Source organism: Roseomonas nitratireducens, from assembly GCF_017813355.1.
Lineage (GTDB): Bacteria > Pseudomonadota > Alphaproteobacteria > Acetobacterales > Acetobacteraceae > Neoroseomonas > Neoroseomonas nitratireducens.
Genome location: NZ_JAGIYZ010000009.1, coordinates 109,199 through 132,356, shown reverse-complemented (window position 1 = coordinate 132,356; position 23,158 = coordinate 109,199). Strand labels below are relative to the sequence as shown.

Genomic DNA, 23,158 nt, shown 5'->3' with positions numbered 1-23,158 from the left:
CATCCGGCTGGCAGGTCGGCAAATGTCGGCGCTTCAGCATTCGTTCACCGGCATATGATCTCATTTCGCAATGAGATCACTCGTGAACCATCCGCTCGGCCTTGGCCGACGGACCCTGGCTGGCTTCGTTGCCATCACGCTGATGCCTGCGGCCGCGCGGGCAGCGGCGCCGGCCTGCGGCGGTTCCGGTTCCGGCCTCGGCATCCTGCGCATCCTGGCGGATGACCATGCCCGGGCCGGCGGCGCAAGCATCGATCTTCTGCCGAGCCTCGGCAGCGCGGGCGGGCTTGCGGCGCTGCGCGCGGGGCGGCTCGACCTCGCCATCGCCACCCAGCCGCCGCCAGCCACGATGCTGGCCGCGGGGTACCGGATGCGTCCGCTCGCCCGCACGCCGGTCGTCGTCGCCACCCATGCCGAGGCGGGCGTGCCGGCCCTGGCGGCGGAGGCGGCAGGCCGCCTTCTCGCCGGGAGCGACCGGGCCTGGCCCGGCGGCGCGGCCGTCCGGCCCATCCTGCGCGAACGGACGGAGCGGGAATGGGTCGCGCTGCGGGAAGGGCTTCCGCGGATCGCGCAGGTTCTCGGCGCGACCGGGCCGGGCGCCGGCCTCGTCGCGCTGAGCGCGCAGGAAAACCTCTCCGCCATCGCCGGGATCGCGGGCGCGATCGGCGTCACCACGCTCGGCCAGGTCGCGACGGACGCGGCGGCGGTGGCCGTCCCGTCGATCGACGGCGTCGCGCCGAGCCCGGATGCGCTCGCGGCCGGCGCCTGGCGACCGGCGCTCTCGCTGCACCTCGTCTGGCGGGATCCTGCCCCCGCCCCGATCGCCGCCTTCCTTGCCCATCTCGACGGCCCGTCGGCCGCCGGGCTGCTGGCACGCCATGCCTATATTCCCGTGGAGCCCACCGCGTGACGACCGACGCCAAGGACCATCGACGGCTGACGACCCGGCTGCACCGCAGCGTCGCGATCGCGGCGCGCACCATCGCGCTGCTGCTCGCGCTGCTGCCGCCGCTCGCCTTCCTCGGCGCCTCCGTCACGCGCATCCAGACCGAACTCGACGTCGAGCTCGAATACGTCTCCGCCGCGCTCGGCGCGCTCGCCGTGCGCAACCCGTCGCACTGGGCCTTCGAGGTCGAGCGCATCGCCGCCGTGATGCAGAAGGCCGAGCAGGACGACGAGGAGGAGGCACGGATCCTCCTCGACCGGCAGGGCGTGGTCATCCTGCGCAGCGGGGTCGAGCCCGGCTGGCCGACCGTCTCCGTCTCCGGCGACGTGCTCGCCTTCGGCGAACCGGTCGCGCGCCTGGTCATCGTCAAGTCGCTGCTCGAGCTGATCGAGGGCACGGCGCTGATCGGCCTTGTCAGCGGCCTGCTGTCGCTGCTCGGCTTCCTGGTCTTCCGGCGCCTGCCCGAGCGCCTGCTCGACGAGGCGATGCGGCAGGTGACGCATCTCGCGACGCATGATGCGCTGACCGGCCTCGCCAACCGGCCGGTGCTGATGGACCGGCTCGGCCTCGCGCTCGCCAATGCGCGGCGGGACGCGGACGATGCCGTCGCCCTGCTCTGCCTCGACCTCGACCGCTTTAAGGAGGTGAACGACACGCTCGGCCACGCGATGGGCGATGCGCTGCTCCGCGAGGTCGGCGCGCGGCTGCGTGCCGAGCTGCGCGACACCGACACGGTCGCGCGCCTGGGCGGCGACGAATTCGCCATCGTCCAGCCCGCGCCCAACCATCCCCACGCCGCGGAGGTGCTGGCGCAGCGCATCATCGATGCGCTCTCGCGGCCCTTCGACCTCGGGCCGCACCAGGTCGTGGTCGGCGTCACCGTGGGGATCGCGCTCGCGCGCGGGCGCAGCCATGCGGGGGCGGAGGCGCTGCTGGCCGATGCCGACACCGCGCTCTATTCCGCGAAGCGCGAGGGGCGCGGGATCTTCCGCTTCTTCGCCGAGGAGATGAACGTCGCGCTGCGCGAGCGCCGCGCGCTGGAAGCCGACCTGCGCAACGCGCTGAAGCGCGGGGAGTTCGCGCTGCACTACCAGCCGCAGGTCGCGCTCGACTCCGGCCGCTTGACGGGCGTCGAGGCGCTGCTGCGCTGGAACCAGCCGACGCGCGGCGCGGTGCGGCCGGACGCCTTCATCCCGCTGGCCGAGGAGATCGGCCTGCTGCCCGAGATCGGCGCCTGGGTGCTGCGCACCGCCTGCGCCGACGCGCTCCGCTGGGCGGATGTGAAGGTCGCGGTGAACGTCTCGGTGCACCAGATCCACGCCGGCGGCTTCGAGACGCTCGTCGCCCGGGCGCTGGCCGAGACCGGGCTCCCGGCCGAACGGCTCGAGATCGAGATCACCGAGGGCGTGCTGCTGACGCACACGGACGCGACGGTGCGCACGCTCGAGCAGATCCGCGCGCTCGGCGTCACGGTCGCGATGGACGATTTCGGCACGGGCTATTCCTCGCTCGGCTACCTCCAGCGCTTCCGCTTCGACAAGCTCAAGATCGACCGGTCCTTCGTCGCGAGCCTGCATGACGACCCGCGCGCCGCGGCGATCGTGGACGCGGTGCTCGGCATCACCCGCGCGCTCGGCGTCCGTGCCAATGCGGAAGGGGTGGAGACGCCGGAACAGGCCCGGATGCTGGCCGAGCGCGGCTGCGACGAGGCGCAGGGCTGGCTCTACGGCAGGCCCGTGCCGGCGAGCGCGATCGACACGCTTGTCGCGGAACGCCTGCCCGCCGTCGCGGCCGAATAGCGCGGTCAGCCCCGGCCGAGGAAGGCGAGCACGTCGCCCTCCGGGCGGACGCCTTCCACGTGCCTGCGGTGCCAGAGTGCCAGGAACAGCAGGTGCCAGGCGGCGAAGCCTTCGCGCTTGCCGGCGGCGGCGCGGAACAGGGGCAGGATGCGGTCGGGCTTCGCCACCTCCGCGACGCCCGGCTGCGCGGCGACCAGCGGCGCGAGCCGCTCGGCCTCCTGCGCGATCCAGGTGCCGACCGGCACGGTGAAGCCCTGCTTCCTGCGGAACGGCTCGCTCGCCGGGAAATGCCGCGCGAGCCATTGCCGCAGCAAGTACTTCCCCTGCCCGTCGCGCACCTTCAGCGCATCGGGCAGGCGGAAGGCGGCGGCCGCGATGCCGCGGTCGAGGAAGGGCGTGCGACCCTCGACGCCATGCGCCATCAGGCAGCGGTCGAGCTTGGTCAGCAGGTCGTTGGGCAGCCAGTCCGCGACGTCGAGCGCCTGCGCCGCCTGCAGCCGCGTCCGCCCCGGCGTGGCGGCGGCCGCGGCCGCCGCCTCGATCCCGTCTCGCCAGCCGCGCGGAGGCTGGCGCAGCACGTCCAGCCGGTCGAAGGCGCCATGCGCGCGCATGGCCTTGCCGCCCAGCCACCAGGGCTTCATGGCCGAGCGGTAGCGGCCATAGCCGCCGAAGATCTCGTCGCCGCCCTCGCCGGACAGCACGACCTTCACCTCCTCCCGCGCCCGCCGGGCGAGGAACCAGGTGGGGATGATGGCGTAGTCGGCCGCCGGGTCGTCCATGGCGGCGACGATCTCGGGCAGATGGCGCCAGGCCATCTCCCGCGTCACGTCGATGGTGACGTGGCGCGCGCCGGCTGCGGCGGCGGCGCGCGCGGCGGCCTCCCGCTCATCGGCCGCGCCTGGGATGTCGAAGCCGGCGGTGAAGGCGAGCACGCGGCGTTCGTTCAGCCGCGCCATCATCGCCAGCACGGCGGCGGAATCCGTCCCGCCCGAGAGGAACATGCCGTAGGGGACGTCGCTGCGCTGGTGGAGGTCGACGCTCTCGGCCAGCGCGGCGTCGAGGCGCGCGAGCGCCGCATCCTCCCCGATCTCCTCCGGCCCGCCTTCGGGCAGGGCCGCGCGGCGGCGGCGCTCGACGATCGCGCCGTCGGCGATCATCACCGTCTCGCCCGGGAGCAGGCGGGTGATGCCCTCGAAGATCGTCTCGGCGCCGGTGGTGAACTGGATCTGCAGCAGTTCCGCGAGCGACTGGCGCCGGATGCGTGGCGCGACGATCCCCGCCGCGATCAGCGCCGCGGGCTCCGAGGCGAAGGCGATGCCCGCCGCGGTTTCGGCAAGATAGAGCGGCTTGATGCCGAAGGGGTCGCGCGCTAGCACCACCTGCCGCGTCGCGCGGTCGTGGATGGCGATGGCGTACATGCCGCGCAGCGTCTCCGCGAAGCCGCCGCCGTCGCGGCGGAACAGGTGCAGCGGCGGCTCGCAATCCGACCCGGTCGCGCAGATGAGCGCGTTCTCCGTGCGCAATTCGCGGTAGTTGTAGACCTCCCCATTGCCGACGAGGGCCGCCGGCCCGGCAAACAGCGGTTGGTCGCCGGTCGTGAGGTCGATGATGGCGAGCCGCGTATGGGCGAGCGTGACATTGCCCGCGACATGGTGCCCATGCCCGTCCGGGCCGCGATGGGCGAGGGCGGCCGTCAGCGCCTCCAGCACCTTGGGCTCCGGCGCCATGCCCGGCTTGAGCGCGAGGCCCGCGATCCCGCACATCGCGTCAGGCCGCCCGCGCGGCGGGGGCGACGGCGGCGAGGAAGCCCCGCCAGCGCGCGACCACCGCGGCTTCCGCGAAATCCCGCGCGAAGGCCTCGCGGCCGGCCTGCGCGATTCGCGCGGCGCGCTGCGGGTCGGCCAGCAGCGCGCCCACGGCCTGGGCCAGGGCCGCGGCGTCCTCCGGCGGCACGAGCAGTCCGGTCTCGCCATCCTCGATCAGCTCGGACGGACCCTGCGCCGCGGCCGCGACGACCGGCCGCCCGGCGGACCAGGCTTCCAGCACGATGTTGCCGAGGGGCTCGTGGCGGGAGGAGCAGAGGAAGATGTCGCAGCCCGCCAGCAGAGCGCCCACGTCGCGCCGCCAGCCGAGGAAGGCAACGCGGTCGGCCACGCCCAGTTCGCGCGCGAGGGATTCGAGCGCCGCGCGCTCCGGCCCCTCCCCGGCGATGGACAGGTGCGCGCCGGGCAGCAGCGCGAGCGCGCGCAGCGCCACGTCGAAGCCCTTGTTGCGATGCAGCCGCCCCATGGCGAGCAGGCGTTGCGCCCCCGGCAGATGCGCGGGCGCGTTGCCCGCGAGGTCGTCCACGAAGTTCGGCAGGTGGTGGACCCGCGCCGCCGGCCAGCCCTGCGCGACGATCCAGCGCACGATGTCGCGCGTGTTGCCCGCCAGGTGGTCGCAGCGGCGGTAGTATTTGAGGTCGTAGTAGCCGCCGAGGCGCCCGACGAGCGTCCAGGGCCCCTTCGGCGCGAAGCGCGCGGCGCGGTTCATCCAGGCGACGACGACATCGGGCGCGAAGCCCGCGAGCGCGCGCTTCAGCCGCGGCCCGGTCAGGATGTCGAGCGCCCCGCCGAAGCCGAGTTCAACCGGGGCGAGGCCAGCTTCGCGCAGCCGCGCGGCGCGTTCGTCGTCGCGGCGGATCACCGGCAGCACATCCTCCCCCGCCGCATGCAGGCCGAGGCAGAGCCGCTCGAAGAACGCCTCGGCGCCGCCGTGCCGCGCGCCGGCCATCACCTGGGCGACCTTCATCCGCCGTGCTTCCCCGGCTCGAGCCGCGCCTTGAGGTAGGAGAGCAGCGGAAAGGCGCCGGTGCAGAAGGCGAGCAGGATGCCCCAGGCGCCTTCCCTGTAGCCCTTGCGCGAGACGTAGGACTTGAAGCCGCGCATGACGAAGCGCCGCAGGTTGTTCCCCAGCGAGCCGATGTTCCCGCTCGCGATCAGGTCCGCCGCCTTGGCCGAGGAATACTTGTCGAGCCGGCGCAGCATGTCGGAGATGTCGCGGTCGACGAGGTGGATGAGCGCGCCCTCGGCGATCCTCGGCCCTTCCTCGCCCGTCCAGTCGAGGCCCGGATGCACGCGCTGCGCGCGCCAGCGCTTGGCCCCCCGGCGGAAGAGCCGCGGGACGGAGGTGGTGCCGAAGGATCCCGCCCAACCATGGCGGATCAGCCTGTCGCCCACATAGTTGTCCACGGGCACCTGGTGCCAGGCGAAGGCGCTCGTCGCGATGGTCGCGCGCACGGCCTTCGCGAGCGCGGCGTCGACGCGCTCATCGGCATCGACTTCCAGGATCCAGTCGCCGGTGCAGGCGGCGATGCCGGTGTTGCGCCGATCCCCTTCCAGGTCCCAGGCGCCCTCGACGATGCGGGCGCCGGCCGCGCGGGCGATCTCCGCGCTGCGGTCCGTGCTGCGGTCGAGCACGACCACGACCTCGTCGGCGAAGGCGACGGAGGCGAGGCAGTCGGGCAGGCGGTCCTGCTCGTTGCGCGCGACGATGAGGGCAGACAGGCGCGCCCCGGTCACGCCACGGTCTCCCCGAGCGGCACCGGGTCGGGCCGGGCGAGCAGGGCGGATGCGGCCTCGGCGACGCGGGTGGCCGAAAGCGCGCCCATCGGCGCCGCGCCCGGCGGGCCCTTGGCCAGCACCGCCTGGGCGCGCAGGCCGACCGGGGCGTATTCGGCCGCCGGCGTCGGGCCGAACAGGCCGATGGTGGGCGTGCCCGTCGCGGCCGAGAGATGCATCAGCCCCGAATCATTGCCCACGAACAGCGCACAGCGGGCCAGCACGGCGGCGGCCTCCGGCAGCTCGAGCACGCCGAGCAGGTCCGCGGCCTCGGGCAACGCGGCCAGCACCGGCGCGGCCATGGCCCGTTCCTGTTCGCCCGGCCCGCCGAGAATGACGATGCGCGCGCCTTCCAGCGCGCCGCCAGGGCCGGTCAGCAGCCGCGCCAGCGTCACGAAGCGATCCGGCGGCCAGACCTTGCGGACCCAGTTCGCCGTCGGGCCGAGCGCGAGCCAGGGCGTGCCGGCCGGCAGCAGGGCCTCGGCCCGCGCGGCGTCCGCCGGTCCGAACCAGGCGACCGGGCGCGGTGCGGGGCTGACGCCGAGCGTCTCGGCCAGGTGCAGCAGGCGGTGGCCGGGCCGCCGCCCGCCGCGCATCACCGCCCGGCGCCCGGCCAGCAGCAGCCAGGCGATCGCCGAGCCGCGCAGGTCCACCACCAAGTCCCAGCGCCGCCCCGCGACCTGCGCCCAGAGCCCTAACCAATGCAGGCCGAAGCGCTTCTTCTCGATGGGAATGAGGCGTTCCAGCGCCGGCATGCGGCTGAACACGCCTTCGGCCACGCGGCCGCAGGCGATCGTGAACCGGGCCTCCGGATGGGCGCGCATCAGGTGGTCGAGCAGCCCGGTGGACAGCACGGCGTCGCCGATCCGGGTGGAGGTGATGAACAGGATGCGCACGCGTCGCGCTTACCACGGCCCGCGGGCGGGGGGGAGGTTGCGCCGGGCCTGCCGGCGGCACACCTGAAGGGGCATGAGTCTCGCGCATCTTCCCGACCGCGGCGTGCTGGAGGTGGCCGGCCCCGACCGCGCCGCCTTCCTGCAGGGCCTTGTCTCCAACGACATGACCCAGGCGGTGCCGGGCCAGGCGGTCTGGACCGCGCTGCTGACGCCGCAGGGCAAGTGGCTGGCCGACTTCTTCGTCTGTCCGACCGGGGAGGCCTTCCTGCTGGATGCCGAGCGGGCGCAGGTGGCGGACCTCGTCCAGCGGCTCGACCGGTTCCGGCTGCGGTCCAAGGTGACGCTGCGGGATGCATCGGAGGAATGGCATGTCCATGCCGCCTGGGGCGCGGCGCCGATGGGTGGCGACATGGCGCTGCCCGACCCTCGCCTGCCCGAGGCCGGCTGGCGCGTGCTGGCCCGCGCGCCGCTGCCCGCGGATGCGACCGCGGAGGCCTACGACCTGCACCGCCTCGCCCTTGGCCTGCCCGACGGGACGAAGGACCTGGAGCGGGAGAAGTCGGTGCTGCTGGAAGCGGGCTTCGACGAGTTGAACGGCGTCTCCTGGACCAAGGGTTGCTACATGGGCCAGGAACTGACGGCGCGCACGCGCTACCGGGGCCTGGTGAAGCGGCGCCTAGTGCCCGTCGCGGTCGAGGGACCGCTGCCGACGCGCGGCACGCCCGTGGCCGATGCCGCGGGCGCGGAGGCGGGCGAGATGCGCTCGGGCCGCGACGGGCAAGGCCTCGCGCTGCTGCGCATCGACGCCCTGGCCCGCGCGCCGTTCCGCTGCGGCGAGGCGTTGCTGACGCCGCGCATCCCGGCCTGGATGCGCCTGCCGGCGCGCGAGGACGCCTGATGGCCGAGGAGCATGGCCCCGGCGTGCGCATCCCGCCGCCCGTGCTGGTTGGCGGCATCCTCGTCGCGGCCTGGGTCCTGCACCGCTTCGTGCCGGTGCCGCTCGGCCCGCCGCTGGCGGAGTTCGGCGCGCTCGTGATCTTCGGCGCCTTCGCGCTGATCGGCTGGGCGCTGCTCCTGCTCGTCCGGGCCGGCAACGATCCGCGGCCCGACAGGCCGGACGAGGCGATGGTCGAGTCCGGGCCGTTCCGCTTCAGCCGCAATCCGATCTACCTCGGCCTGCTGCTCGCCCTGGCCGGTTTCGCGCTGCGCTGGGGGGACCTGTGGGGCTGGATCGCGGTGGTCGCGGCGCATCTCGCGCTCGACCGGCTGGTCGTGGCGAAGGAGGAAGCCTACCTCGCCGCCCGATTCGGCGATGCCTACGCCGCCTATCGCGGCCGCGTCCGGCGCTGGGTCTGATCTTCACTCCTGGTTGACCTTCCGCGGGCAGGATGCGCGCCCATGACCAGCGCGACCGCCCCCCGCACGGCCGCCCCGGCCGCGCCCTCGCCGGCCCAGCCCGCCACGCGCGCGCCGGCCACGCGCGCGCCGAAGCACCGGGACTTCAAGGAAACCCTGGCGCGCAGCACGCCGCCGGCCAGGCCCGGCCCTGCGCAGGCGGCGCGCCCCGCCCCGGTTGTGCAGCCCGCCGTGGCGCGCGGGCCCGCGCCCACGCCGACCCCGGCGGTCGCCGTCGCCACCGCCCCCGCCCCCGGCGCGATGCAGGCACCCGCGCTCCGCCCCTGGGAAGGGCTGTCCAACGCGGATTTCCGCCAGCGCATCGCCGAGGCCGAGCGCAGCGCCGAGCATGCGCGGGACGGCTACGGGCTGCGCAATGCGAGTTCAGGCGCGCTCGGGCGCTACCAGATCCTGCCGCTGGCGCTGCGGGACATCGGCTGGATGGATGCCTCCGGCGCCTGGACCGAGGCCGCGTCGCGCCACGGCGCGACGGATGAGGAGAGCTTCCTGGCGAACCCCGCGGCGCAGGAGGCGGCGATGTCCGCCTTCCTCGCGCGGCAGGAGACGATCCTGGACCGCAACGGCAGCCTGGCCGCCGCCGGCACCACCATCACCGGCCTCGACGGGCGGGAGATCCGGCTGACCGAGGGCGCGCTGGTCGCCGCGGCGCATCGGCGCGGCGGCGGCATGCTGGCCCGCTACCTCGCGCACCGGACGGAGACGCCCGACGCGCCGCTGACCCCGGCGCAACGCAGCGCCTTCGCGAGCATCGAGGCCCGGCTGCAGAGCTTCGGCGAGGTCGCCTATGCGAGCGAGCGGCCGGGCAACCGCATGATGGCGCGGCGCCCGGGCACGGCCGGGTAAGGCAACCCCCGACCGGCCGCGCAGGGCCGATCGCATGTCCTGCCCAGCAATCCGCGGATCCAGCGCGACGAAATCCGGTCGCGCCGGTTCAACATGATCGATAGCGCGGCAGGCCGGGCGCGCCCGCCTGCGCGCGCTCGCCTTCGATCAGCCGATCACGCCGTCCGGTCGCCCCCGCCGCCGGACAGCGCCGCCTGCGCCGCCGCCAGGCGCGCGACCGGCACGCGGTAGGGGGAGCAGGAGACGTAGTCGAGCCCGACGCTCTCGCAGAAATGGATCGAAGACGGGTCGCCGCCATGCTCGCCGCAGATGCCGAGCTTGATGTCGCCCTTCACGCGGCGGCCCTTCTCGGCCGCGATGCGCACCAGCGCGCCGACGCCGTCCGGGTCGATGGAGACGAAGGGGTCCTTCGGGAAGATGCCCTTCTCGACATAGAGCGGGAGGAACTTGCCCGCATCGTCGCGCGACAGGCCGAAGGTCGTCTGCGTCAGGTCGTTGGTGCCGAAGGAGAAGAAGTCGGCGGATTCCGCGATGGCGTCGGCGGTCAGCGCGGCGCGCGGCAGTTCGATCATCGTGCCGACGCTGTATTCGATGTGGTACCCGGTCTCCGCGAAGACCTCCTGCGCCACGCGATCCACCAGGGCGCGCGTGATCTCCAGTTCCCGCCGCGTGGCGACGAGGGGGATCATGATCTCCGGATGCGGCGCCTTGTGCGTTTCCTTGCCGATCGCGCAGGCGGCCTCGAAGATCGCGCGCGCCTGCATCTCGTAGATCTCGGGGTAGGAGATGCCGAGCCGGCAGCCGCGATGGCCGAGCATCGGGTTCGCCTCGGACAGGTCCTGAGCGCGCCGGCGCATCTCCTCGACATTCGCGCCGAGGGAGGATGCGACCTCGGCGATCTCGGAGTCGCTGTGCGGCAGGAATTCGTGCAGCGGCGGGTCGAGCAGGCGGATCGTCACCGGCAGCCCCGCCATGATGCGGAACAGGTCGACGAAATCCTGCCGCTGGAACGGCAGCAGGCGGGCGAGCGCGATGCGGCGCCCGGCCTCGGTCTCGGCCATGATCATCTGGCGCACGGCGCCGATGCGCTCGGGATCGAAGAACATGTGCTCGGTGCGGCAGAGCCCGATGCCTTCGGCGCCGAACTTGCGCGCCGTCTCGGCATCGAGCGGCGTCTCGGCATTGGCGCGCACCTTCAGCCGCCGCACCTTGTCCGCCCAGCCCATCAGCGTGGCGAAGTCGCCCGAGAGCTGGGGTTCGATCATGGCGACGGAGCCGACGAAGACCTCTCCCGTCCCGCCGTCGATCGTCACCACCTCTCCGCCGCGGATCTGCACCCCGCCGGAGGAGAGCACCTGGTTGTTGTAGTCGACCGAGACGGAGCCGCAGCCGGCGACGCAGGGCCGGCCCATGCCGCGGGCGACGACGGCGGCGTGGCTCGTCATGCCGCCGCGCGTGGTCAGGATGCCCTTGGCGGCGTGCATGCCGTGGATGTCCTCGGGGGAGGTCTCGATACGCACGAGGATGACGGATTCACCCTTCTGCGCGCGCGCCTCGGCCTCATCCGCGCTGAACACGACGATGCCGCACGCGGCACCCGGGGAGGCGGGCAGACCCTTGGCCAGCAGCTTGCGCGACGCCTTGGGGTCGAGCGTCGGGTGCAGCAGCTGGTCGAGCGCCGCGGGGTTCACGCGCTTGACCGCCTCGGTGTGGTCGATCAGGCCTTCCTGCGCCATGTCGACGGCGATCTTGAGCGAGGCGGCCGCGGTGCGCTTCCCGTTGCGGGTCTGCAGCATGTAGAGCTTGTTGCTCTGCACCGTGAACTCGATGTCCTGCATGTCGCGGTAGTGGCGCTCGAGCGTCTCGCGCACCTTGACCAGCTCGGCATAGGCGGCGGGCATGGCGACTTCCATGCTGCGCTCGTTCGGCTTGGCCTTGAGCTGCGCCATGGGCTGCGGGGTGCGGATGCCGGCGACGACGTCCTCCCCCTGCGCGTTGATCAGGTATTCGCCGTAGAAGATGTTCTCGCCGGTGGACGGGTCGCGCGTGAAGCAGACGCCCGTCGCGCAATCCTCGCCCATGTTGCCGAAGACCATCGCCTGCACGTTGACCGCCGTGCCCCATTCGGCCGGGATGTCGTGCAGCCGGCGATAGGTGACGGCGCGCTGGTTCTGCCACGACGAGAAGACGGCGCCGATCGCGCCCCAGAGCTGTTCCGCCGGGTCCTGCGGGAAGGGACGGCCGGTCACCTCGCGGACCATCTCCTTGTAGCCGTCGACCACGCGGTGCCATTCGGGGGCGGTGAGCTCGGTGTCCTCGATCTTGCCGGTATCGAGCTTCACATGCTCGATGATCTCCTCGAACCGGTGGTGATCCACGCCGAGCACGACGGAGCCGTACATCTGGATGAAGCGGCGATAGGAATCCCAGGCGAAGCGCGCGTCGCCCGAGGCGGTGACCAGGCCTTCGACCGTTGCGTCGTTCAGGCCGAGGTTCAGCACCGTGTCCATCATCCCCGGCATCGAGACGCGCGCGCCGGAGCGCACGGAGACGAGCAGCGGCCTGTGATGGTCCCCGAAGGTGGTGCCGACGGCGTCCTCGATGTGCTTGAGGCCCGCCTTCACCTGCGCTTCCAGCTCGCCCGGGTACTGGCGTTCATGCTGGTAGTACCAGGTGCAGACCTCGGTCGTGATGGTGAAGCCTGGCGGCACGGGCAGGCCGATCGAGGCCATCTCGGCCAGGTTCGCCCCCTTGCCGCCGAGCAGGTTGCGCATGTCGGCGCGGCCTTCGTTGCGGCCGGCGCCAAAGCTGTAGACCCACTGCGTCATCGGGGGACCCCTAGGCTTCGATCTTCGAGAAATCAGCCACCGCGTCCATCGTGGCGCGGAGGCGGGCGAGAAGTTTCAGGCGATTGCGGCGGAGTTCGGGCGCCGGATCGTTGACGATCACCTTGTCGAAGAAGGCATCGACCGGTGCGCGCAGCGTCGCCATCGCGTCCATCGCGCGCTCGAAATCCTCGGCGTCGAGGTCGAGGGCGATGCGCGCGGCGGCGGATTCGAGTGCGGCGGCCAGCGCCTCTTCCTCATGCGCCTTCAGCAGGTGCGCCTCGTACCCCGTGTCGAAGGCGTGGCCGTCGCGCTTTTCCTCGATGCGGAGGATGTTCGCGGCGCGGCGATGGGCGGCGAGGAGGTTCGCGCCGGCTTCGGATTCGACGAAGGCGCGGACGGAATCGGCACGGCGGAGCAGGCGGTTGAGGTCGTCGTCAGGCGCGGCGCCGAACACGGCGGTCACGACGTCGTGCCGCGCGCCATCCGCGCGCAGCTGCACGCGCAGGCGTTCGGCGATGAAGTCCATCATGCCCGCGGCGAAGGCGGCGACCATCGTCGGGTGGCGATGGCCCGGCGCGGGCGCCCAGCCGCCGGCCAGCTTCGCGCGTGCGACGTCCATGCCGAAATCGGGCGAGGCGGTGGTCCCGGTCGCATGCGGATAGCCGAAGAAGGCCTCCGCCAGCACATCCGCGAGCGGCAGCCGCAGCCCGTTTTCCCGCACGATCCGGATCACGCCCAGCGCCGCGCGCCGCAGCGCGAAGGGGTCGCCCGACCCGGTCGGGCGCTCGTCCACCGCGAAGAAGCCCGCCAGCTGGTCCAGCTTGTCCGCCAACGCCACCGCGACCGCGACCGGTTCCGACGGCACCTCGTCCCCCGCCCCGAGCGGGCGGTAATGCGCGGCGATCGCCTCGGCGACGCGCGGATCCTCGCCCTGCGCCAGCGCGTAGTAGCGCCCCATCACCCCCTGCAGTTCGGGGAACTCGCCCACCATGCCGGAGGCGAGGTCGGCCTTGGCGAGCCGTGCGGCGCGGGCCGCGAGATCGGGCGCCGCCCCGAGCTTCTCGGCGATGATCCGCGCCAGCCGCTCCAGCCGCGCCACGCGGTGCCCCTGCGTGCCCAGCTTCGCGTGGAACACCACGCTGTCGAGCTTCGGCAGGAAGGAATCGAGCGACTGCTTGCGGTCCAGGTCCCAGAAGAAGCGCGCATCGGACAGCCGCGCGCGCAGCACGCGTTCATTGCCCGCGACGATCGCCGCGCCGCCATCGGGGGCGGCGATGTTCGCCACCAGCGCGAAGCGCGGCGCGGCGGATCCGTCCGCGCGGCGCAGCGCGAAATAGCGCTGGTTCACGCGCATCGTCGTGCGCATCACCTCGGGCGGCAGGTCCATGAAGCCGTCGTCGATCCGCCCGAGCAGCGGCACGGGCCATTCGACCAGGCCCGCCACTTCCGCGACGAGCCCCTCGTCGGGCACGACGGACAGCCCCTCGGCCGCGGCGAGTGCCGCGATGCCGTCGCGGATCATCGTCGCGCGCTCTGCCGCGTCCAGCACGACGTGGCGCTCGCGCAGGCCCGCCGCGTAGTCGGCGAAGCCGCGCACGGCGAAGGCGCCGGGCGCCATGACGCGGTGGCCCTCGGTCTCGTTGCCCGAGGCGAGCCCGTGCCCGTCATCCTCCCCGGTGCGGAGGTCGAAGGGCACGACCTCCCCGTCCAGCACGCAGAGGATGCGCTTGAGCGGCCGCACCCAGGCCATGGCGGAGCTTCCGCCCCAGCGCATCGACTTGGGCCAGGGGAAGGCGCGGATGATGGCGGGGATGGCGGCCGCGACCAGCGCGCGGGCTTCCACCGTCTCGCCCGGCTTGGCCAGCACCCAGAACTGGCCTTCCTGCTTCAGCTGGTCGCGCGCGGCGCCGTGCTTGCGCAGGAAGCCGTCCAGCGCCTGGTCGGGCGCGCCGATGCGCGGGCCGCGCTCCTCCTTGCCTTCGGTGGTGACGCTGGCCTTCAGCGTGGCGGCCAGCGCGATGCGGCGCGGGCCGAAGGCGACGCGCGGCGTCCCGTCCAGCAGCGCGCCGCAGCGCTCGGCGAAAAGGCGCGAAAGGTCCTCCGCCGCGCGCGCCTGCATGCGCGCCGGGATTTCCTCGGAAAAGAGTTCGAGCAGCAGGTCAGGCACTAGATCGCAGCCTTCACGTCGGTGCGGGCGAAGTCATCGCCCTTGTAGAGCAGGGCCTCGTCGCGCGCCTTGGCGAGCGCATAGGCGAAGCAGTCGCCGAGGTTGAGCCCCGCCGGATGCCGCCCCTTGCCGTAGCGGCGCCAGGCCTCGCAGGCGAGGGCGGCGTGCTCGGCGGTGAAGGGCACGACCTCGACCGCCATCGACCGGAACAGCCGCTCGATCCGTGGGCGCACCGCCTCGCCGGCGCGGCCTTCGGCCACGATCCCGAGTTCGACCAGCGTCGGCGCCGCGATCGCGATGCGCTCGGCGCCCGTCAGGGCATCGCCGAAGGCCGCGGCCTCCGGCTCGCTCTGCAGGATGGCCAGCACGGCTGACGTATCGAGGATCACCGGGGCAGGCCGTTCTCGTCGTACAGGTCGCTGTGGTCGCTGCTGGTGCCGGGCGGAAACAGCTTCGACGCGTCTTCGGCGATCGCCATGATCTCGGCGAACATGCGCTGCTTCCGCTGGTCCCGCGCTGCCTTTTCCCGCACCAGCCGCTCATGCACCGCCTCGCGCACCGCGCCGGTCGCGGTGGTGCCGAGCAGCGCCGCGAGTTCCTTCGCCTCGGCGATCAGCGTCGCGTCCTTGATGTTCAGCTGGCCCACGGCACCCTCATGGTAGAAAGCGAGTGGTATATGGTAGAAAATGCCGTCGAAGGCAAGGTCACGCCGCTTCCCCGGCCAGCCAGGCGTCGCAGCAGCCCTTCGCCAGCGTGCGCACCCGGCCGATATAGGCGGCGCGTTCCGTCACGCTGATCGCCCCGCGCGCATCGAGCAGGTTGAAGCGGTGGCTCGCCTTGATGCACTGGTCATAGGCCGGAAGCGCGAGACCGCGCTCGAGAAGGGCTGCGCATTCGCGCTCCGCATCTTCGAAATGCCGGAACAGCATAGCGACGTCGGCATGCTCGAAATTGTGCGCGCTGTACTCGCGCTCGGCGCGGAGGAAGACCTCCCCATAGGTCACGCCATCGTCGTTGAAGGCGAGGTCGTAGACGTTCTCGACGCCCTGGATGTACATCGCCAGCCGTTCGAGCCCGTAGGTGAGTTCGGCGCTCGGGCGTTCACAGGCGATGCCGCCGACCTGCTGGAAATAGGTGAACTGCGTCACCTCCATCCCGTCGCACCAGACCTCCCAGCCCAGGCCCCAGGCGCCGAGCGTCGGGCTTTCCCAGTCATCCTCCACGAAGCGAATGTCGTGCAGCGCCGGATCGATGCCCAGCGCGCGGTAGCTCTCGATCAGCAGTGCCTGCGGATCGGGCGGGGAGGGCTTCAGGATCACCTGGTACTGGTAGTAGTGCTGCAGCCGGTTCGGATTTTCGCCGTAGCGGCCATCGGACGGGCGGCGGGACGGCTGCACATAGGCCGCCTTCCAGGGCTTCGGGCCCAGCGCGCGCAGGGTCGTCGCCGGGTGGAAGGTGCCTGCCCCCACTTCCATGTCGTAGGGCTGGAGGATCACGCAGCCCTGCGCCGACCAGAAGCGGTGCAGGCGCAGAATGATGTCCTGGAAGCTGGGGGGCTTGTCCGGCATGACGGGTCTGGCGCTGATGATGTGGCGCACCTATAGGCGCGAGACTCGGGCCCCGCAAGGAAACCGCCATGGATGCCGCCGCCCTGATCCGTGCCTATCTCGACGCCTTCAACCGCGGCGACCGCGCTGCGATGCTGGCGCTGCTGGCCGATGACGTGGCGCATGACGTGAACCAGGGCCCGAGGGAGGTCGGCCGCGACGCCTTCGCCGCCTTCCTGGCGCGGATGGACCGCTGCTACCGCGAACGACTCGAGGACATCGTCGTGATGTCGGAACCCGGCGGGACGCGCGCCGCGGCGGAATTCACCGTGCTTGGCGAGTACGTGGCGACCGACGAAGGCCTGCCGGAGGCACGCGGCCAGCGCTACGCGCTGCCCGCCGGCGCATTCTACGACATCCGCGACGGGCGCATCGCGCGGGTGACGATGTTCTACAACCTGCACGACTGGATCGCGCAGGTCAGCGCCGCGTCGTGACCAGCCAGACGGCGGCGAGCACCGTCACACCGCCCGCCAGCACCGGCCAGCCCGGCACTTCGCCCAGCCAGGCGGCGGCGATGATCGTCGCGAAGACCGGCTGCAGGTAGCCGACCATCGCCGCATCCGCCGCGCGCGCCCGCATCGTCAACCCGAGGAACATCGTCAGCGGCACCGCGGTGGCGAAGATCGCCAGGATCACCGCCACGACCCAGACCTGCGGCGGCTGGTCCAGCGCCACGGGCCCGTCGATGGCGAGCGCGGCGCTGCCCGAGACCAGCCCGGAAACCACTTGCTGGCCGAGCGCGAGGCCCGCGGCCGGCCCGCGCGGCCGCATCCGCACCCACACGGTGCTGAGCGCGTAGGAGAAGGTCGCGCCCAGGATCAGCAGCGCGCCGAAGCCCGTGCCGCCCTGCAGGCCGCCCGGCCCGATCACCATGGCGATGCCCGCGAAGCCCACCGCGACGCCCGCGAGCAGGCGCCGGGTCGGCTTCTCGCCCGGCAGCACCGCGCCGGCGAGCAGCGTGACGATGAGCGGCCCCGCCGCCTGCACCAGCGCTGCCGGCGCCGCCTCCATGTGTTGGAGCGCGAGGGGGATGAGCGTATTCGGGATCACGCCGCTCAGCGTCCCCAGCACGAGCGCCGCCAGCAGTACGCCGCGGCCGAGCCCGCCGAGTTCCCGCCGGAACCACAGGAAGGCGAAGACCGCCACCGCCGCCAGCGCGCCGCGCACGCCGGCCACCGCGAAGGGCGGCATATGCGCCGCGAGGTAGCGGATGAGCGGAAAGGCCGCCCCCCAGAGCGCCGCGATCACCAGCAGCCGCCCCCACAGCGCCGCGCCCGAGAGCGGCGCCGCGCCGGTCACGGGAAGCCGTCGAAGCGGCAGAACTCCGCCGCCGGCACGCGTTCGGTCACCAGCCCGTTCTCCGGCGCGGCCGGGTCCGCGTGGCCGAGCGCCATGCCGCAGACCACGACCTCCTCCTCCGGCAACGCCAGATGCGCGCGGATCGTCCGGTGATGCGGCGCGAAGGCCGCCTGCGGACAGGTGTCGAGCCCCATGCCGCGCGCCGCCGTCATCACGTTGCCCAGGAAGATGCCGTGGTCGAGCCAGGAGCCGATCTCGAGCCGCCGGTCGATGGTGAAGATCAGCCCGACCGGCGCGCCGAAGAATTCGAGGTTGCGCGCATGCTGGCGCTTCATCTTCTCGGTCTCTCCGCGCGCGATGCCGAGCAGCGCGTAGAGATCCCAGCCCACCTTCCGGCGGCGCGACAGGTAGGGTTCGAAGAAGGCGTCGGGGTAGTAGCGGTACTCCGCCTCGACCTTCGTGCCGGCCAGCGCCTCGGCGACCAGCGCGGCGGACAGCCGCCGCAGCGGTTCCCCGGCCAGCGCATGGGCGCGCCAGGGCTGCATGTTGGTCCCCGATGGCGCGCGGGCGGCGATGTCGAGGATGCGCTCGACCGTCGCGCGCGGCACCGGTTCGGGCAGGAAGGCGCGGATGGAGCGGCGGGCGGCGATGGCCGCCGCGACGGCCTCCGCGTTCACGCCCGCGCCGTGTCGGCGAAGGCGACCGGTGCGCCGACCGGTGCGCCGAGCACCTCGTCCTCCCGCATCACGACGTTGCCGCGCACGATGGTCATGGTCGGCCAGCCGGTGCAGCGATGCCCGGCGAAGGGCGTCCAGCCACACGGTGAGACGATCCACGAATCCTCGATGGTGCGCTGGCGCTTCATGTCCACCACCGTCACGTCCCCGTCGTAGCCGACCGCGAGCCGCCCCTTGGTCAGCGCGCCATAGACGCGCGCCGGCCCGGTGCCCATCAGGTCCGCCAGCCGCGGCAGGGACAGCCGCCCGGCGCTGACATGGTCGAGCATCAGCGGCACGATGGTCTGGATGCCGGTCAACCCCGCCGCGGTGTTGGGCCAGGGCCGTTCCTTCGCCTCGCGCGAATGCGGCGCGTGGTCGGACCCCACGCAGTCGACGCGCCCGTCGCGCACCGCGGCCCAGGCGGCTTCGAGGTGCCGCGCGTCGCGGATCGGCGGGTTCATCACCGCATAGCCCTTGAGGCGGTCATACGCCTCGTCCGTCTGCGTCAGGTGGTTGAGCAGCACCTCGCAGGTCGCGATGTCACGGAAGCCGCCCAGGTAGTCGAGTTCCTCCGCCGTCGAGACGTGCAGGATGTGCGCCGGGCGGTTGGTCCGCCGCGCGATCGCCATCAGCCGGCGCGTGCCCAGCATCGCCGTCTCGACATCGCGCCATTCCATGTGGTTGCGGTGCGGCATGCCGGGCGTGAACATCGGCTTGCGCGCCTGCAGCCGGTACTCGTCCTCGGAATGATAGCAGATGCGGCGGTGGCCGGACCGCATCACGGCTTCCAGGCTCGCATCGTCCTCGACCAGCATGTCGCCCGTGCTGCTGCCGGCGAACACCTTGATGGCGCAGACATTCGGCTGGTGTTCCAGCTCCGCCAGCGCGGCGATGTTCGTCTTGGTCGCGCCGACATAAAGCCCGACATCGCACCAGGCCGCGCCCGCGAGACCCGCCCGCTTGGCATCGAGCCGCACCGCATCGGTGATGGCGGGCGCGGTGTTCGGCATGTCGAACACCGTCGCGAGGCCGCCCAGCACGGCCGCCTTCGTCCCCGTCGCGATGGTCTCGACCTTGGGGTCGCCCGGGTCGCGCAGATGCACATGCGGGTCGATCAGGCCGGGCATCACGTGCAGGCCCTTGCAGTCCACCACCTGTGCCGCCTCGGCCATGCGCAGGTCGCCGATGGCGGCGATGCGGCCGCCGGCGATGGCGAGGTCCGCCGCCTCCACCCCCCAGGGCATCACCACCTGCCCGCCCTTCAGGATGAGATCGTACCGGTCCATGGCTTGTCCTCCGCGCAGTGGCGCCCCGTATCGTGCCAGCGGCGCGCAGCCTGTTTCGCACCGCGGGCGTGCGGAGGGAAGGCGGCGCGGCGTTTGCATTCACAGCGGTGCCCCAGCGGACGATGATGCGCCCCATGCCCGACCCCGACCCCGACGCCGACGCCCTGATCGACGCCCTCCTGCCGTCCACCGGCATTCCGATGGACCCGGCCTGGCGGCCGGCGGTGGCCGCCAACCTCCGGGTTGCCGCCGCCATCGCCAAGGCGCTGCGGGATTTCCCGCTGCCGGATTCCGTGGAACCCGCGCCCGTCTTCGAGCCTGGCCGATGAGTCTCGACGACCTGCTCGACCGGGACGCGGTCGGCATCGCGAGCGCCTTCCGGGCCGGCGAGGCCAGCGCGAGCGAAATCGCCGAGGCCGCGCTGGCGCGTATCGAAGAGCGCAACCCGTGGCTGAACGCCTTCACCGATGTGACGGCGGAGCGTGCCCGCGCCCGTGCCGCGGCGCTGGACGCTGCGCGCGCCCGGGGCGAGGCGCTGCCCCCGCTCGCCGCCGCGCCGGTCGCCGCCAAGAACCTGTTCGACCTGGCGGGCATCGTCACCCGCGCGGGGTCGCGCATCAACCGCGACCAACGGCCGGCCACGGCCGACGCGACCGCCGTCGCGCGGCTGGAGGCAGCAGGCGGGGTGACGCTCGGCGCGCTCAACATGGGCGAATACGCCTACGACTTCACCGGCGAGAACGCGCATGACGGCCCGTCCCGCAACCCACGCAACACGTTGCGCATGACGGGCGGGTCCTCCGGCGGGTCGGGTGGCGCGGTGGCAGGCGGGCTCGCGGCGATCGCGCTGGGGTCGGACACGAACGGCTCGATCCGCGTGCCCTCGGCATTCTGCGGCACCTTCGGGCTGAAGCCGACCTATGGGCGGCTGTCGCGCGCGGGTGCCTTCCCCTTCGTCGCCTCGCTCGACCATGTGGGGCCGCTCGCACGTTCGGTTCGCGACCTCGCAGCCTGCTACGACGCGCTGCTCGGCCCCGATCCGGCCGACCCGGCCTGCACGCGGCGTGCGGCCGAGCCGATCGGGCAGGGCTTCGAGGAGGGCATCGAGGAGCTGCGCATCGCCCGGCTCGGCGGCTGGTTCGCGCAGCACCGCATGGAGGAAAGCGACAGGGCGCTCGACATGGTGGCGGGCGCGCTGGGCGCGACCGCAAGGGCGACGATGCCGAAGGCCGAGCTCGCCCGTGGCGCCGCCTTCCTCATCACCATGGCGGAGGCCGCGGAGCTCCATCAGTCGCGGCTGCGCGCGCGGGCGGCCGATTTCGACCCCGCCGTGCGCGACCGGCTGATCGCCGGCAGCCTCCTTCCGGCCGCCTGGGTGCAGGCGGCGCAGCGCTTCCGCCGCTGGTTCGCCGCCGAGGTCGAGGAGCTGTTCCACTACCACGACATCCTGCTCGCGCCTTCGACACCGATGCCGGCGCCGATGATCGGCACGCAGGAGGTGACGCTGGACGGGGTGACCATGCCGCTGCGGCCCAATATCGGGTTGTACACCCAGCCCATCTCCTTCATCGGCCTGCCGGTGGCCGCCGTGCCGGTCTGGCCAAGTACCGCGCTGCCGATGGGCGTGCAGGTGATCGCGCCAGCCTGGCGGGAGGACCTCGCGCTGCGCGTCGCCCGCGCGCTCGAAGCCTCAGGCATGGCCTGGGCCCCCGTCGCCTCTCTGGAGGACTGAGCATGCAGATCGACATTCCGGAGGTGAAGGCTGAGGTCGAGGCCGTCTTCGCCCGCTACGAGACGGCGCTGGTGAACAACGACGTGCCGGTGCTCGACGAGCTCTTCTGGGAGAGCCCGCAGACGGTGCGCTTCGGCGCGGGGGAAAACCTGTTCGGCGCGGCGGAGATCGCCGCCTTTCGCGCAGGGCGATCGCCCAAGGGGCTGGCGCGGGAGATCCTGCGCACCTCCATCACGACCTATGGGCGGGATTTCGCCACCGCCTCCATCACCTTCCGGCGCGAAGGCTCGGCCCGGATCGGGCGGCAGCAGCAGAGCTGGGTGCGCTTCCCCGAGGGCTGGCGGGTGGTCGCGGCGCATGTGAGCCTGATGGACGCGCCGGCCGGCTGAGCCGCGCCCATTCGCGCGTCAGCCTGCCGCTTCGTTGTGCGGTGACGGCGATGATTGCTGACCGGCGCGGCGGGGCTATCTTTTGCCCATGCCCGCGCCCCGCACGCTTGCCGACCTCGAAGCCGACATCGCCCGCGACCTGGAGCTGACCGCGCATCCGCGCGCGCCCTGGCTGCAACCCAAGACATCGGGCGGGCAACCGGTGCTGGACTGCCTGGTCGTCGGCGGCGGGCAATGCGGCGTCGCGGTCGCCTTCGCGCTGAAGCGCGACAAGGTGGACAACATCCTGGTGCTGGACCGCGCGCCGGAAGGGCGCGAGGGGCCCTGGGTGACCTATGCGCGGATGCACAACCTCAGGTCCTGGAAGGACCAGACGGGGCCGGACCTGCGCATCCCGTCGCTGACCTACCAGGCCTGGCACGAGGCCCAGTTCGGCGCGGATCATTTTGCCGCCATGCGTTGGATCCCGAAGGAATACTGGAACGACTACCTGCTCTGGTTCCGTCGCGTCACCGGCATCCCCGTGCGCAACGGCGTCAGCGCGGGGCGCATCGGGCCGGCACGCACGGATGACGGGCTGCCCTGCCTGTCGGTCGAGACCAGCGACGGCACCATCTTCGCCCGCAAGGTGGTGCTCGCCACCGGCCAGGACGGCTTCGGCGAATGGTGGATGCCGGACTTCGTGAAGGCTTTGCCGCGCGCCCTGCGCGCCCATGCGGCGGAGGAGATCGACTTCGCCGCGCTGCGGGGCAAGGTGGTGGCGGTGCTCGGCGCCGGCGCCTCGGCCTTCGACAACGCCGCGGTGGCGCTCGAAGCCGGGGCGCGCGAGGTGCACCTGTTCTGCCGGCGCGCGGAGCCGATGGTGATCCAGCCCTATCGCTGGCTGACCTTCGCCGGCTTCATCCGGCACCTGCACGAGATGCCGGACGAATGGCGCTGGCGCTTCATGTCCATGATCCTCGGCCTGCGGGAGGGCTTTCCCCAGGACACCTACAACCGCGTCAACGCCTTTCCGAACTTCACCATGCATGTCGGCCGGTCCTGGACCGGGGCGCGCGCCGAAGGCGGGCGGGCGGTGCTCGAGACCGCGCGCGGGGATTTCGCGGCGGATTACGCGATCTGCGGGACGGGCGTGCGGATGGATGCCGCGCTGGTGCCGGAACTGGCGGGCTGCGCCGACAACATCGCGCTGTGGTCCGACCGCTACGCACCGCCGGCGGAGGAAGCGAATGATCGCCTGTCGGCCTTCCCCTACCTTGCGCCCGACTACGCCTTCGAGGAACGGCGGCCTGGCGAGACGCCCTGGATCCGCGACATCCATTTCTTCGGCATCGGCACGAGCATGTCCTTCGGCCCGGCCGGATCCTCGATCAACGCCATGACGATCGCGGTGCCGAGGATCGCGGCCGGCGTGACGCGCGGCCTGTTCGCGGCGGACCTGCCGCGCCTGTATGCCGACCTGCGTGCCTACGACCTGAAGCAGGTGGAACTCGACCCGACGCGCATCGCCGCCGAGTAGCGCCGCATGCATTTAGCCCGAGGCGGACGCCTCGGGCCTGGAGCGCAAGGCGCGACCGCGCCCAACCCGTCAGCCGCGCCGGGCGCAGCAGTCCACGGCGCGAAGGCAAG

At 72.5% G+C, this 23,158-nt stretch carries 22 protein-coding genes; 10 read left to right on the top strand and 12 right to left on the bottom strand.

Annotation, left to right across the window (positions count from 1 at the left end):
• The first annotated feature begins 82 nt into the window (after positions 1-82).
• The gene (locus tag J5Y09_RS11120; protein WP_209351821.1) at positions 83-910 is read left to right on the top strand and encodes a substrate-binding domain-containing protein; all 828 of its coding nucleotides are present in this window, start codon (positions 83-85) and stop codon (positions 908-910) included.
• Positions 907-2,745 (top strand): putative bifunctional diguanylate cyclase/phosphodiesterase, encoded by a 1,839-nt coding sequence (locus J5Y09_RS11115; protein WP_209351820.1) that lies wholly within the window; start codon positions 907-909, stop codon positions 2,743-2,745. The genes J5Y09_RS11120 and J5Y09_RS11115 overlap by 4 nt, the downstream gene beginning before the upstream one ends.
• Positions 2,746-2,750: 5 nt before the next feature.
• On the opposite strand, the gene asnB is transcribed toward J5Y09_RS11115, so the two are convergent.
• From asnB to J5Y09_RS11095, 4 genes are read right to left on the bottom strand one after another with little or no spacing between them, the layout of a single operon-like run.
• Positions 2,751-4,508, bottom strand: coding sequence for an asparagine synthase (glutamine-hydrolyzing) (asnB, locus tag J5Y09_RS11110; protein ID WP_209351819.1), 1,758 nt, complete (start codon positions 4,506-4,508; stop codon positions 2,751-2,753).
• A 4-nt stretch (positions 4,509-4,512) separates the two neighbouring features.
• Positions 4,513-5,535, bottom strand: a complete 1,023-nt coding sequence (locus tag J5Y09_RS11105) for a glycosyltransferase (protein WP_209351818.1) — start codon at positions 5,533-5,535, stop codon at positions 4,513-4,515.
• A complete protein-coding gene (locus J5Y09_RS11100) occupies positions 5,532-6,305 on the bottom strand; it encodes a glycosyltransferase family 2 protein (protein WP_209351817.1) in 774 nt (257 codons plus the stop codon). The genes J5Y09_RS11105 and J5Y09_RS11100 overlap by 4 nt, the downstream gene beginning before the upstream one ends.
• Positions 6,302-7,240 (bottom strand): glycosyltransferase family 9 protein, encoded by a 939-nt coding sequence (locus J5Y09_RS11095; protein ID WP_209351816.1) that lies wholly within the window; start codon positions 7,238-7,240, stop codon positions 6,302-6,304. The genes J5Y09_RS11100 and J5Y09_RS11095 overlap by 4 nt, the downstream gene beginning before the upstream one ends.
• A 73-nt stretch (positions 7,241-7,313) precedes the next feature.
• Between J5Y09_RS11095 and ygfZ the strand changes: the two genes are divergently transcribed.
• From ygfZ to J5Y09_RS11080, 3 genes are read left to right on the top strand one after another with little or no spacing between them, the layout of a single operon-like run.
• Entirely contained in the window at positions 7,314-8,138 is an 825-nt protein-coding gene (ygfZ, locus tag J5Y09_RS11090; protein ID WP_209351815.1) for a CAF17-like 4Fe-4S cluster assembly/insertion protein YgfZ, read from the top strand.
• The gene (locus J5Y09_RS11085) at positions 8,138-8,596 is read left to right on the top strand and encodes a methyltransferase family protein (RefSeq protein ID WP_209351814.1); all 459 of its coding nucleotides are present in this window, start codon (positions 8,138-8,140) and stop codon (positions 8,594-8,596) included. The genes ygfZ and J5Y09_RS11085 overlap by 1 nt, the downstream gene beginning before the upstream one ends.
• Before the next feature lie 42 nt (positions 8,597-8,638).
• On the top strand, positions 8,639-9,499 hold the full coding sequence (locus tag J5Y09_RS11080; RefSeq protein WP_209351813.1) for a hypothetical protein: 861 nt from the start codon (positions 8,639-8,641) through the stop codon (positions 9,497-9,499).
• Between the two features lie 155 nt (positions 9,500-9,654).
• Here the strand turns inward: J5Y09_RS11080 and ppdK are convergent, their stop codons facing one another.
• From ppdK to J5Y09_RS11055, 5 genes are read right to left on the bottom strand one after another with little or no spacing between them, the layout of a single operon-like run.
• The gene (gene ppdK / locus J5Y09_RS11075; protein ID WP_209351812.1) at positions 9,655-12,327 is read right to left on the bottom strand and encodes a pyruvate, phosphate dikinase; all 2,673 of its coding nucleotides are present in this window, start codon (positions 12,325-12,327) and stop codon (positions 9,655-9,657) included.
• 10 nt (positions 12,328-12,337) lie between these two features.
• The gene (gene glyS, locus J5Y09_RS11070; protein ID WP_209351811.1) at positions 12,338-14,494 is read right to left on the bottom strand and encodes a glycine--tRNA ligase subunit beta; all 2,157 of its coding nucleotides are present in this window, start codon (positions 14,492-14,494) and stop codon (positions 12,338-12,340) included.
• Positions 14,494-14,883 (bottom strand): type II toxin-antitoxin system VapC family toxin, encoded by a 390-nt coding sequence (locus tag J5Y09_RS11065; RefSeq protein WP_209351810.1) that lies wholly within the window; start codon positions 14,881-14,883, stop codon positions 14,494-14,496. Before J5Y09_RS11065 ends, glyS begins: the two co-directional genes overlap by 1 nt.
• Positions 14,880-15,140, bottom strand: a complete 261-nt coding sequence (locus J5Y09_RS11060) for a type II toxin-antitoxin system VapB family antitoxin (protein WP_209351809.1) — start codon at positions 15,138-15,140, stop codon at positions 14,880-14,882. Before J5Y09_RS11060 ends, J5Y09_RS11065 begins: the two co-directional genes overlap by 4 nt.
• A gap of 58 nt (positions 15,141-15,198) precedes the next feature.
• Entirely contained in the window at positions 15,199-16,062 is an 864-nt protein-coding gene (locus J5Y09_RS11055; protein WP_209351808.1) for a glycine--tRNA ligase subunit alpha, read from the bottom strand.
• A gap of 68 nt (positions 16,063-16,130) precedes the next feature.
• Between J5Y09_RS11055 and J5Y09_RS11050 the strand changes: the two genes are divergently transcribed.
• Entirely contained in the window at positions 16,131-16,538 is a 408-nt protein-coding gene (locus tag J5Y09_RS11050; protein WP_209351807.1) for a ketosteroid isomerase-related protein, read from the top strand.
• Here the strand turns inward: J5Y09_RS11050 and J5Y09_RS11045 are convergent.
• The 3 genes from J5Y09_RS11045 to J5Y09_RS11035 are packed head-to-tail and all read right to left on the bottom strand — an operon-like array spanning position 16,522 to position 19,408.
• A complete protein-coding gene (locus J5Y09_RS11045; RefSeq protein WP_209351806.1) occupies positions 16,522-17,403 on the bottom strand; it encodes a DMT family transporter in 882 nt (293 codons plus the stop codon). The two genes, J5Y09_RS11050 and J5Y09_RS11045, sit on opposite strands and share 17 nt — an antisense overlap.
• Positions 17,400-18,080 carry a nitroreductase gene (locus tag J5Y09_RS11040; protein WP_209351805.1) on the bottom strand — a complete coding sequence of 227 codons (681 nt, stop codon included), beginning with the start codon at positions 18,078-18,080 and terminating at the stop codon, positions 17,400-17,402. The genes J5Y09_RS11045 and J5Y09_RS11040 overlap by 4 nt, the downstream gene beginning before the upstream one ends.
• Positions 18,077-19,408, bottom strand: a complete 1,332-nt coding sequence (locus J5Y09_RS11035) for a dihydroorotase (RefSeq protein ID WP_209351804.1) — start codon at positions 19,406-19,408, stop codon at positions 18,077-18,079. The genes J5Y09_RS11040 and J5Y09_RS11035 overlap by 4 nt, the downstream gene beginning before the upstream one ends.
• Positions 19,409-19,542: 134 nt before the next feature.
• Here J5Y09_RS11035 and J5Y09_RS11030 point away from each other — a divergent pair, with 134 nt between their 5' ends.
• The 4 genes from J5Y09_RS11030 (at position 19,543) to J5Y09_RS11015 (ending at position 23,048) form a co-directional block, all read left to right on the top strand.
• Entirely contained in the window at positions 19,543-19,737 is a 195-nt protein-coding gene (locus J5Y09_RS11030; protein ID WP_209351803.1) for a DUF4089 domain-containing protein, read from the top strand.
• A complete protein-coding gene (locus tag J5Y09_RS11025) occupies positions 19,734-21,140 on the top strand; it encodes an AtzE family amidohydrolase (protein ID WP_209351802.1) in 1,407 nt (468 codons plus the stop codon). Before J5Y09_RS11030 ends, J5Y09_RS11025 begins: the two co-directional genes overlap by 4 nt.
• Positions 21,141-21,142: 2 nt before the next feature.
• A complete protein-coding gene (gene hpxZ, locus J5Y09_RS11020; protein WP_209351801.1) occupies positions 21,143-21,529 on the top strand; it encodes an oxalurate catabolism protein HpxZ in 387 nt (128 codons plus the stop codon).
• Positions 21,530-21,617: 88 nt separating this feature from the next.
• Positions 21,618-23,048, top strand: a complete 1,431-nt coding sequence (locus J5Y09_RS11015; RefSeq protein WP_209351800.1) for an NAD(P)-binding domain-containing protein — start codon at positions 21,618-21,620, stop codon at positions 23,046-23,048.
• Positions 23,049-23,158 lie beyond the last annotated feature (110 nt).